A 10,403-nucleotide genomic window follows, 5' to 3' on the forward strand; every position below is an offset into this window, starting at 1 on the left:
CGGCCGTGAAACGCCTCAGCGCCGATGGTACTGCGTCTCAAGACGTGGGAGAGTAGGTCGCCGCCAGGTCACCACGGCACACGCCAAGCCACCCGATTGGACAGGCCAAACACCGTCACTTGCACGCGTCCTCACAGCGTCCCGACCCCACACCCGCGGGGTGGAGCAGCCCGGTAGCTCGTCAGGCTCATAACCTGAAGGTCGCAGGTTCAAATCCTGCCCCCGCAACCAAATTTGTCTGCTCGGCAAGGCCGGCCCTGGAAACGGGGCCGGCCTTTCGCTTGCAACTGTGTCATGTCGGCGCGGGCGTCGATTGCGGAACGCTTCCACGATGTTCGATTATACCCAGGGTGGTGACGAACCGCTTCCCGATGCCATCATCCGCACCGGCGGGCCCCGGTCGGTGCAGCATCTGCTGCTTTCCCTGTCGCCCGAGAATCCGCTGTACCTCTACGCCGATCCCGCCGACGCCGGTGGCGCGGCCTATTTCCGCGATGCGCGCGAGATCTGGCAGTCCCAGGTGACGGAGGGTGGCGATCGCTGGCGGTGGTTCATCGGGGCGCAGGGACGCGTGATCGAGACCGCGCCCGGCGACGTCCATGGTCTGCGGCGCGGCGCGCCCGTCGCGGTCACCGTGACATGGTACACGCTGCCGGACCGCGACAGCGTCGGGCGCCTGCGCCAAGCGCTGCGTGGCATCGGCGCGACCTGCACGCGTGGTCCGCGTGCAGGAGCCTAGGTGGCGTCCGCAAGCGCCGACGCATCGAGCCAAGCCCCGACCGTATGGCGCAGGTCATGGTGAGTGTCTTCCTCCGGCGTTGGAGCGATGTCCCAGGTCCAGCGACGATCCGGTTCCGAGAGGCGAAGCCCCCACAGCGAATCCTCCCGGCCGACCACTTGGCCGTCCCTCACCCACAGGCTTGCGATGTCGGAATACAGCGCCGGCCAGCGGGCGACGCGAGCGAGCCAAGCAAGGTGGCCGTGCAGCAGTGCCTGGGCGAAAGCTGTCCGCGCAGCGTCCGGAGTGCCGGGATGCGTCCGGTCGATCACCGCCAGCGGCATGACGGGAAGCTGCGAGAGGAGGTTGCAGGACACCGCAAAGGCGAAGCGCTCTCCGGGAAGGTCGGGCGGCACCGGGGCCGGCAGCGGCAGGTTGCCCGCCGGCAGCCGGTCCAGCGCCGCCAGCGCGCCGGTGACGTCGATCGTCAGCAGGCGCACATGGCCAAGCCGACGCGCCGCCCGGCGGACGGGCCAGGTATGGAGCATGTCGACGAGCACCACCTCGTCGAAACGTTCCGCGAGCAAGGGCAGTGGAACCTCGATCAGCCGGCCCGAGCCCACGACCAGCGCTCGCCCGCCCCTGGGGAGGTCACAGACCGCGTCGGCGATGAAACGATGGCAGGATGCGACGTGCGGTGCCCAGGCCGTCCGCTGGCGCCGATACCGGGCACCGAGCGCCACCATCTCCGCCAGATAGCCGTGACGGCGGGCCAGGGGCGGGCAGGGCGTGGTCAGATATTCAAGCGCTTCGAGCAGCAAACTCCGTCACCTCCCCTCGTCCAGAATCAGGCTCCGGAAACTGGCCCCTTGACCAAAATCGGGGGCAGGGTACCTATGGCGGCATGGTCGAGATCAAGAGGAAAGCGGCCCTGGTCACAGGTGCCGGAAAGCGGATCGGGCGGGCCATCGCGCTCGATCTCGCGGCCCAGGGCTGGGCGGTCGGGGTTCATTACCTGAATTCCCGAAAGGACGCCGACATCGTCGTCGCGGAGATCGCGGAGCGCGGCGGTGTCGCCGCGGCGTTCCACGCCGACCTGGAGCGCGAATCGGACGTGCAGAGGCTGGTGCCGGCGGTCGCGGAGCGGCTGGGCGCGCTGACCCTGCTCGTCAACAACGCCTCCCGCTTCGAACGGGACGAGGTGGCGGATGTGACGCGCGAGTCCTGGGACCGCCACATGGAATCCAACCTGCGCGCGCCCTTCGTGCTCAGCCAAGCCTTCGCGGCACAACTGCCGGCCGAGGAGCGCGGGCTGATCGTGAACATCCTGGACCAGCGGGTGTGGAACCTGACCCCGCACTTCATCAGCTACACGCTGTCGAAGGCCGGCCTTTGGACGCTCACGCAGACGCTCGCCCTGGCCCTGGCCCCGCGCATCCGGGTCAACGGCATCGGGCCCGGCCCGACCCTGCGCAACGTACGCCAGACGGAGGAGGAGTTCGCGGAGCAGCGCGATTCGACGCCGCTGCAGCGCGGCACGTCGCCGGAAGAAATCTGCGCCGCCCTCCGCTTCCTGATCGACGCTCCGGCGGTGACCGGGCAGATGATCGCGCTGGACGGAGGGGAGCATCTGGGCTGGGCGCAGGCCACCCGAGGCTTCGTCCCAATCGAATAGACCGCCGCGTGACCGCGCCTTTTACACAGACCTGCGACGCTTCGCAAGAGGCGGAACCGTGCCCCCGGCATTTTTCTGTTCAGCGACGAAACGGCATTTCCTGCCGGAATGATACGCAATGAAATCAACAGGTTGTCGGTGTTGCTCAAAAATTGGGCAGACGCCAGGAACCCCTTGCGGCGTCTCGTTCCAAACGCAGTAACCCTTGGGTTATCGACACACTTATCCACAAGAGTCGTGGATATCCACCCGGGGAGCACCCCATCGGATTTAACTCTTCCGGCGAGGGGGCGGTTGACCCGGCCGGTCCGCTCGACGACATTCGCACCATGGCCGACACCCCACCCGAACACACGGAACTCGCCCTTTCAGAGCCTTCCGCCGACGCCCTGTCGCCGGACACCGCTCCGCCGCAGGACGACGCCGCGCCGTCTCGCGCGCGCCGCCGCCCGGCCGACCTGGCGCGCGGCGTCGAGGTGATCCGCGAGCATCTGAAGACCCTGCCGCAGACGCCCGGCGTCTACCGGATGCTCGCCGGCGACTCCACGGTCCTGTATGTCGGCAAGGCGAAGAACCTGAAGCGCCGGGTGTTCAACTACACCCAGGTCAACCGCCTGCCTGTGCGCCTCCAGCGCATGGTGTCGGAGACGGAGACCATGGAGTTCGTCACGACCCACACGGAGGTCGAGGCGCTCCTCCTCGAATCGAACCTGATCAAGCGGCTGATGCCGCGCTACAACGTGCTGCTGCGGGACGACAAGACCTTCCCGCACATCATGATCACCAAGGACCACGATTATCCGCAGCTGACCAAGCACCGCGGCGCGCGGTCGCGGGACGCCGACTATTTCGGGCCCTTCGCGTCGGCCGGCGCCGTCAACCGCACCATCACGGCGTTGCAGCGCGCCTTCCTGCTGCGCAACTGCGCCGACACGGTCTTCGCGTCGCGCACGCGGCCCTGCCTGCAATACCAGATCAAGCGCTGCACCGCGCCCTGCGTCGGCCGCGTCAGCCCGGAGGAGTACCAGGCCCAGGTCAACCAGGCCCGGGCCTTCCTGTCGGGCAAGAGCCGCGACATCCAGACGGAGTTCGCGGCCCGGATGACCGAGTCCGCGGAGGCCATGGACTACGAGACGGCGGCGCGCTATCGCGACCGTATCCGCGCGCTGACCGCCGTGCAGGCGCACCAGGACATCAACGTCGAGGGCGTGATCGAGGACGCGGACGTCATCGCCGCCTACGCCGAGGGTGGGGTGACCTGCATCCAGGTCTTCTTCTTCCGTGGTGGGCGGAATTACGGCAACCGCGCCTATTTTCCCAGCCACGACAAGTCCGCCGAGATCGAGGAGGTGCTGGCCGCCTTCATCGCCCAGTTCTACGAGAACAAGGCGGCCCCCAACCTGGTGCTCGTCAGCCACGAGCTGCCGGAACTGGACCTGCTGACGGAGGCGCTGTCGCTCCGCGCCGGCCACAAGGTGGAACTGGCCGAACCCAAGCGCGGCGACAAGCGGCGCATCGTGGAACACGCGCTGACCAACGCGCGGGAGGCGCACGGGCGCCGGCTGGCTGAAAGCTCCTCCCAGGCGCGGCTGCTGGAGGGCGTGGCGGCGGTCTTCGGGCTGGACGGCCCGCCGCAGCGCGTCGAGGTCTACGACAACTCGCACGTCCAGGGCGCGCACGCCATCGGCGCCATGATCGTGGCGGGGCCGGAGGGCTTCATCAAGAACGCCTACCGCAAGTTCAACATCAAGACGGAGGGGGCGGCCGGCGACGACTTCGCCATGATGCGCGAGGTGATGGCCCGCCGCTTCGGCCGCGCGGTCAAGGAGGATCCGGAGCGCACCCAGGGCACCTGGCCGGACTTGGTCCTGATCGACGGCGGGCAGGGGCAGCTGAACGTGGCGCTGGAGGTTCTGGCCGAACTCGGCATCGACGACGTGCCGCTGGTCGGCATCGCCAAGGGGCCGGACCGCGACGCCGGGCGGGAGCGCTTCTTCATGCCCGACCGCGCGCCCTTCCAGATGGAGATGCGCGACCCGGTCCTGTATTTCCTGCAACGGCTGCGCGACGAGGCACACCGCTTCGCCATCGGCACGCACCGGGCCAAACGCACCAAGGCGCTCGGCAAATCGATGATCGACGAAATCCCGGGCATCGGCCCGTCGCGCAAGAAGGCGCTGCTGCACCATTTCGGCAGCGCGGTCGCCGTATCGCGCGCCGGGCTGGCCGATCTGGAGGCTGTGGAAGGGATCAGCAAGGCCGTTGCGAAAAAGATATACGATCATTTCCATTCCGATGGTTAGAATGAGCCCGCCCGGCCCGCGACCCATCCGCTTTTCGAGTTTTGATCGATGCTGACCAGCCTGCCGAACCTGCTCACCCTGTCGCGCATCGTGGTGATTCCCGTGGTGGTCGGGCTGTTCTACGTGCCGGAAGCCTGGGCGGCCTACACGGCCTGCGGGCTGTTCGCCGCGGCCTGCATCACCGATTACTTCGACGGCTACCTCGCCCGCGCGTGGGAGCAGGAAAGCGTCATCGGCAAGTTCCTGGACCCCATCGCGGACAAGCTGCTGGTCGCCGCGACGCTGATCATGCTGGTCGCCTTCAAGCGCTTGGTTGGCGTCTCGGTCCTGGCCGCCGTGGTGATCCTGCTGCGCGAGGTGCTGGTCTCCGGCCTGCGGGAGTATCTGGCGGGACTGAACGTCGGCGTTCCGGTGACCTGGCTCGCCAAGTGGAAGACGACGATCCAGATGGTCGCGCTGGGCTTCCTGATCGTCGGCGACTACGGCCCGCTGGAGATCCCGGTCACTCTCATCGGGACGCTGGGTCTTTGGGTGGCGGCGATTCTCACCTTCGTGACCGGCTGGGACTACATGCGCGCCGGGCTGAAGCACATGATGGCGCACCAGCCAGCCAAAACGCCGAAGAGTGCCCCCGCGAACCCGGCGCGGACGCCGGGCTGAGCCTTTTCCATCCCGCGGCATTCCCCCGGATAGGTTTGTCCGTTCGCAGGCCCGCGTGTTTCTGCTATGTGACGGCCAACAGTGTGACGGCCAACAGCCCCGGGACCACGGGGCGGCATGCGGGAGGATAGGGGCTTCCATGAAGATGTTCGGTCTGACGGGGTGGAGCGGCAGCGGTAAGACGAGCCTGATCGTCCGCCTGATCCCCGCGCTGATCCGCCGCGGCCTGACCGTCTCGACGATGAAGCACGCCCACAAGGGCTTCGACATCGATCATCCCGGCAAGGACAGCCACAACCACCGGATGGCGGGTGCGACGGAGGTTCTGGTCAGCTCGCCCCGGCGGTGGGCGCTGATGCACGAGATCCGGGACGACGAGCCGGAACTGACGCTGGATGAGCTTCTGCCGAAGATCTCCCCGGTCGACCTTCTGCTGATCGAGGGCTTCAAGCGGGAGCCGCATGAGAAGATCGAGGTGTGGCGCGAGTCGGTCGGCAAGTCGCTGATCGCCCGCGACGATCCTTCCATCGTCGCGGTCGCCAGCGACGGGCCCGTGCCGGGCGCGCCGGTCCCGGTGCTCGACCTCAACGACGAGGAGGCGGTGGCCACCTTCATCGTGAAGCGCTGCGGGCTGAAGAGCGCGATTAGAGGAATCCTGTGAACCACAGAGACACAGAGACACGGAGTGGTGCCTTCTCTGTGTCTCCGTGTCTCTGTGGTGAAATCTTCACGCCGGCCGACGCAAGATGATCACAACGGCCTTCGCAGCGACGGCACCCGCGGATTAGAGTGACCCCATGGCTCAGCTCAGCAACGATTGCTTCGCCTTCGGCGGCGAGATGATGGCGGTGGACAAGGCGCTTGCCCTGCTGGCGGAGCGCGTCGGGCCCGTGGCGGGAATCGAACGAGTCGGGCTTGCCGAGGCGCTGGGCCGGGTGCTGGCGGAGGATGTGGTGGCGCCCTTCGACGTGCCGCCGCACGACAACTCGGCGGTGGACGGCTACGCCGTCTTCTTCGACGACCTGGCGCCCGACGGGACCACGGTTCTGCCGGTGACCGGCCGCGTCGCCGCCGGCCACGCGCTCGGGCGGGCGGGGCGGCGCGGCGAGGCGGTGCGCATCTTCACCGGTGCCCCCATGCCGGCCGGCTTCGACACCGTGCTGATGCAGGAGGACTGCAAGGCGGACAGCGACTCCGAGGGCGACCGCGTCGCGATTCCCGCGGGCATCAAGCGCGGTGCCAACCGCCGCTTGGCCGGCGAGGACATGCGCAAGGACGCCACCGTGCTCGCGTCGGGCCGGCGGCTGCGGCCGGAGGATATCGGGCTGCTCGCCTCGCTCGGCCGGCGGGACGTGGCGGTGCGCCAGCGCCTGCGCGTCGCCGTCTTCTCAACCGGCGACGAGGTGCGGGAGCCGGGCGTGCCGCTCGACGCCGGCTGCATCTACGACGCCAACCGCTTCGCCCTGATCGCCGCGCTGAATCAACTGGGCTGCGCGGTGACGGATCTCGGCATCCTGCCCGACCGGCGCGATGCGATCCGCGACGCGCTGGGCGATGCGGCGGAGCGGCACGACGCCTTGATCACGTCGGGCGGTATGTCCACGGGGGAGGAGGACCACGTCAAGGCGGCGGTGGAGGCGCAGGGCGCGCTGCATTTCTGGCGGCTCGCCATCAAGCCGGGCCGCCCGGTGGCGCTGGGCACCATCAAGGGTGCGGTCTTCGTCGGGCTGCCGGGCAACCCGGTGGCGGTGATGGTCACCTTCCTGCGCATCGCGCGGCCGATCCTGCTGCGCCTGATGGGGGCGGCCGACGACGCGCCGGCCTTGTTCCCGCTGCGCGCCGGATTTACCTACAAGAAGAAGGCCGGCCGTCGGGAGTATGTGCGGGCGACGCTCGCGCGCGCCGCGGACGGCGTCCTGACCGCGGTCAAGCACCCGCGCGACGGCGCGGGTATCCTGTCCTCCATGGTCGAGGCCGACGGGCTGGTCGAGCTGCCGGAGGACGTCACCCGCGTCGAGCCCGGCATGGCCGTGGATTTCCTGCCTTTCAGTGAGGTTCGGTGATGAAGGTCCTCTATTTCGCCTGGCTGCGGTCCAAGATCGGCGTGGCGACCGAAACGTTCGACCCGCCGGCGGAGGTGACGGACGTCGGCACCCTGGTGGAGTGGCTGAAGACCCGCAGCCCGAAGCACGCCGACGCGCTCGCCAACTCCAAGGTCGTGAAGGTCGCCGTGAACCAGGAGCATGTGGCCTACGACCACCCGGTGTCGGCCGGCGACGAGGTCGCGCTGTTCCCGCCCGTGACGGGCGGCTGAGGCCACCCCTTGGCCGGTTCCACCCCGCTCCGCCAGTACCTGTACCAACCGCCCGAGCATGGCTTGCAGGCGGAGCTGTACCTGCCCAAGCGCGCCGACTTCCAGGGCGTGCTGTACGACACGCTGACCGACGCCTTCGACGCGGCGAACATCCGCTCCTGGCTGGCCGACGCGCACACGCGGGCGCACATCGTCCGGCTGCTGGATCGGCATTGGCCGGAGCTGGCGGGCAACATGGACCGGATCGCCGCGCGGCTTTCGTCGGGCATTCAGGGCTACACCATGTACGAGGTAGACGGCGTCTACGCCGGGGCCGACGGCGTGGTGTCGGAGCGCACGCAGATCGTCCGGCTGATGTTCGTACCAGGGCTGGATGCCCTGGCGGAGGGCATTGCGCTCGACCCCGACCCGGCGCGCAACCGCGCCCGCGTGCGGGACGAGGCGCAGATCCTGCTGCGCAACTACGGCGCGGACGCCGCCTTCTTCAAGCAGCGCAACGCCGACGCGCTGACGCGGGGCGCGATCCCGGCGGAGCTGCTCGACCTCTGCCGCGCGCTGGAGGATTGGGTGGAGGAGGTCGGACTGGTGCTGTTCGGCTACATCGCCGGGCGGGTCTGTCTGGCGATCCAGGACCGCAATCTGCGGCCCGAGGAAGAGATTTGGGTGACCACGAACTGGGGCTTCACGCTGAACGCCCTGCGCTTCGCGGGGAATGGGGGGACGGTGCCGTGACGGTGAAGGTGCAGCGCGAGGATTTCGACGTCGGGGCCGAGCTGGCCGCCATGACGCGCGGCAGGACGTCCATCGGGGGCGTGACCCTGTTCGTCGGGCTGGTGCGCGACATGGCCGGCGGTGCGGAGGTCAGCGCCATGACGCTGGAGCACTACCCCGGCATGACCGAGAAGCAGCTGGAGGCGATCGAGGCGGAGGCGCGCGCCCGCTGGCCGCTGGACGACGCGTTGATCATCCACCGCTATGGCCGGCTGGAGCCTGGGGACCAGATCGTCCTGGTCGCCACCGCCAGCGCCCACCGGGACGCCGCCTTCGACAGCTGCCATTTCCTGATCGACTGGCTGAAGACCAAGGCGCCTTTCTGGAAGCTGGAAGCCACGCCGGAAGGCGAGCGCTGGGTTGAGGCGAAGGGCTCCGACGACGACGCGGCGGCGCGCTGGGCCAAGGAATCCTGAGCGAATCCGACATGGGATGAGGCGTGGGCCACAGCCCGCGGCCATCCGCCGGTCTAGGCTCTCCGCCTCGCCATGACGCGAGGATCCGGAGGGACCGACCATGCGAACCAGCCCCGTTCTCCTCGCGGCCTGCGCCCTGCTGACCATCCTGGCCGTCGCCAGAGGGAGCGTCGCGGAAACGGTTCTCACCGACCGGGAGAGCGGCTGCCGGGTTCGGCTCCAGCAGCCGGGGGACGGCGACACCGTGCGCTGGACGGGACCATGCCGGAAGGGGTTCGCCCATGGCGGCGGCGTTCTGGAATGGTACCGCGACGGCGCGCCGGCGGGCTGGGCGGAGGGCGGCTTCGCCGACGGGCGGCTCGAAGGCCCGGCCCGAATGGAATGGGAGGACGGGAAGGCCTTCACCGGACGATTTCGGCGCGGGCAGGCCTCCGGCCCCGGCATCCTGACCTTCCCGGAGGGGCACCGCTACGTCGGCGCCTTCGACCATGATCGGCCGACCGGGCAGGGAGAGTTCATCTCCTCCCTGGGCATCCGTTACAGCGCGCGTGTCGACGGGGCGGGGAACGTGTGGCCCGGCGCAATGCTCGGCCCGTCCCGAGGGTCCGAAGCGGCTGACATCCCGACGACCCGGCCGCCGCAGCGGCAGCCCCGGACGCTGGACGAGTGGCTGCGGGAGCCGTCGCCCGTCCCGGACCTCCGCCTGTCGGAGCGGCCGCCGTTCGGCCGGGCCATGCCCAATCGATAGGCAGACCTGCGCCCGGCGCAATTGCCAAGCCGAAGCCACCATGGTCCCATCACGTCCCATTCGAGGAGATGGCGATGAGCTGGCAGACGCTCGGTTTCTTTCTGGTGACGGCCTTCGTGGTGTCGATGACGCCGGGCCCCAACATGCTGCTGGCGATGAGCCTCGGCCTGCGCTATGGCGTCCGCCGTGCCGCCTGGGGCGGGCTCGGCATGTGCGTCGCCCTGACCATCCTGGCGACCCTGTCGGTGCTCGGCCTCGGCGCCCTGCTCCAGGCGTCGGAACCGGCCTTCCTGACGGTGAAGTGGCTGGGCGTGGGCTACCTGACTTGGCTCGGCATCGCGTCCTGGCGCGCGCCGGCGGAGCCGGGAGGCACAGGCGCCAACGGCGCCGCGGTCGAGGAAGGGTCGGCGCTGCGCCTGTTCCTGCGCGGCCTGTTCGTGGCCTTCAGCAACCCCAAGGCCCTGGTCTTCATGGCGGCGCTGTTCCCACAGTTCATCGAGCCGTCGGCCCCGCTGGGCCCGCAGCTCGCCGCACTGGTCGCCGTCATGGTGGTGGTCGAGTTCGGCTGGATCATGGCCTACGCCACCGGCGGCAACAGCATCGCCTCCCGCCTCTCCAGCGCCACGGCGACCCGGACGCTGAACCGCCTGACCGGCGGGCTGATGATCGGCGCCGGCGGGCTGCTTGCGCTCGCCCGCCGACTTTAGAGCATCGCGCCTGAAATCCGAATCGCGGGTTGCGCTTGGGCGGCTGGTGTGATTCACCGTAGTTGGAGGTGGATCATGGGTCGCAGCTATT

General features: G+C 68.9%; 12 protein-coding genes and 1 tRNA gene. 12 read left to right on the top strand and 1 reads right to left on the bottom strand.

Annotated features, from left to right (window positions below):
* The first annotated feature begins 154 nt into the window (after positions 1-154).
* Positions 155-231: transfer RNA gene (locus J2851_RS35180), tRNA-Met, on the top strand.
* Positions 232-331: 100 nt separating this feature from the next.
* Positions 332-739 carry a hypothetical protein gene (locus J2851_RS35185; protein WP_246501142.1) on the top strand — a complete coding sequence of 136 codons (408 nt, stop codon included), beginning with the start codon at positions 332-334 and terminating at the stop codon, positions 737-739.
* Here J2851_RS35185 and J2851_RS35190 read toward each other — a convergent pair.
* Positions 736-1,539, bottom strand: coding sequence for a hypothetical protein (locus J2851_RS35190; protein WP_209773979.1), 804 nt, complete (start codon positions 1,537-1,539; stop codon positions 736-738). The two genes, J2851_RS35185 and J2851_RS35190, sit on opposite strands and share 4 nt — an antisense overlap.
* Positions 1,540-1,622: 83 nt before the next feature.
* Here J2851_RS35190 and J2851_RS35195 point away from each other — a divergent pair, with 83 nt between their 5' ends.
* The 10 genes from J2851_RS35195 to J2851_RS35240 all read left to right on the top strand — a co-directional run bounded on the left by J2851_RS35195 (position 1,623) and on the right by J2851_RS35240 (position 10,312).
* A complete protein-coding gene (locus J2851_RS35195) occupies positions 1,623-2,393 on the top strand; it encodes an SDR family oxidoreductase (RefSeq protein WP_209773981.1) in 771 nt (256 codons plus the stop codon).
* 329 nt (positions 2,394-2,722) lie between these two features.
* A complete protein-coding gene (uvrC, locus tag J2851_RS35200; RefSeq protein ID WP_246501143.1) occupies positions 2,723-4,696 on the top strand; it encodes an excinuclease ABC subunit UvrC in 1,974 nt (657 codons plus the stop codon).
* A 48-nt stretch (positions 4,697-4,744) separates the two neighbouring features.
* On the top strand, positions 4,745-5,356 hold the full coding sequence (gene pgsA, locus J2851_RS35205; RefSeq protein WP_209773984.1) for a CDP-diacylglycerol--glycerol-3-phosphate 3-phosphatidyltransferase: 612 nt from the start codon (positions 4,745-4,747) through the stop codon (positions 5,354-5,356).
* 139 nt (positions 5,357-5,495) lie between these two features.
* Entirely contained in the window at positions 5,496-6,017 is a 522-nt protein-coding gene (gene mobB / locus J2851_RS35210; RefSeq protein WP_209773987.1) for a molybdopterin-guanine dinucleotide biosynthesis protein B, read from the top strand.
* 136 nt (positions 6,018-6,153) lie between these two features.
* Positions 6,154-7,419 carry a molybdopterin molybdotransferase MoeA gene (gene moeA, locus J2851_RS35215; RefSeq protein ID WP_209773990.1) on the top strand — a complete coding sequence of 422 codons (1,266 nt, stop codon included), beginning with the start codon at positions 6,154-6,156 and terminating at the stop codon, positions 7,417-7,419.
* Positions 7,419-7,670, top strand: a complete 252-nt coding sequence (moaD, locus tag J2851_RS35220; protein ID WP_209773993.1) for a molybdopterin converting factor subunit 1 — start codon at positions 7,419-7,421, stop codon at positions 7,668-7,670. The genes moeA and moaD overlap by 1 nt, the downstream gene beginning before the upstream one ends.
* Before the next feature lie 9 nt (positions 7,671-7,679).
* The gene (locus J2851_RS35225; RefSeq protein ID WP_209773996.1) at positions 7,680-8,402 is read left to right on the top strand and encodes a hypothetical protein; all 723 of its coding nucleotides are present in this window, start codon (positions 7,680-7,682) and stop codon (positions 8,400-8,402) included.
* The gene (locus J2851_RS35230) at positions 8,399-8,857 is read left to right on the top strand and encodes a molybdenum cofactor biosynthesis protein MoaE (RefSeq protein ID WP_209773999.1); all 459 of its coding nucleotides are present in this window, start codon (positions 8,399-8,401) and stop codon (positions 8,855-8,857) included. Before J2851_RS35225 ends, J2851_RS35230 begins: the two co-directional genes overlap by 4 nt.
* Before the next feature lie 100 nt (positions 8,858-8,957).
* Positions 8,958-9,605, top strand: coding sequence for an MORN repeat-containing protein (locus J2851_RS35235; RefSeq protein ID WP_209774002.1), 648 nt, complete (start codon positions 8,958-8,960; stop codon positions 9,603-9,605).
* A 74-nt stretch (positions 9,606-9,679) separates the two neighbouring features.
* The gene (locus tag J2851_RS35240) at positions 9,680-10,312 is read left to right on the top strand and encodes a LysE family translocator (RefSeq protein WP_209774003.1); all 633 of its coding nucleotides are present in this window, start codon (positions 9,680-9,682) and stop codon (positions 10,310-10,312) included.
* Positions 10,313-10,403: the final 91 nt, after the last annotated feature.

The sequence above is a fragment of the Azospirillum rugosum genome (genome assembly GCF_017876155.1).
In the GTDB taxonomy this organism is placed as follows: Bacteria; Pseudomonadota; Alphaproteobacteria; order Azospirillales; family Azospirillaceae; genus Azospirillum; species Azospirillum rugosum.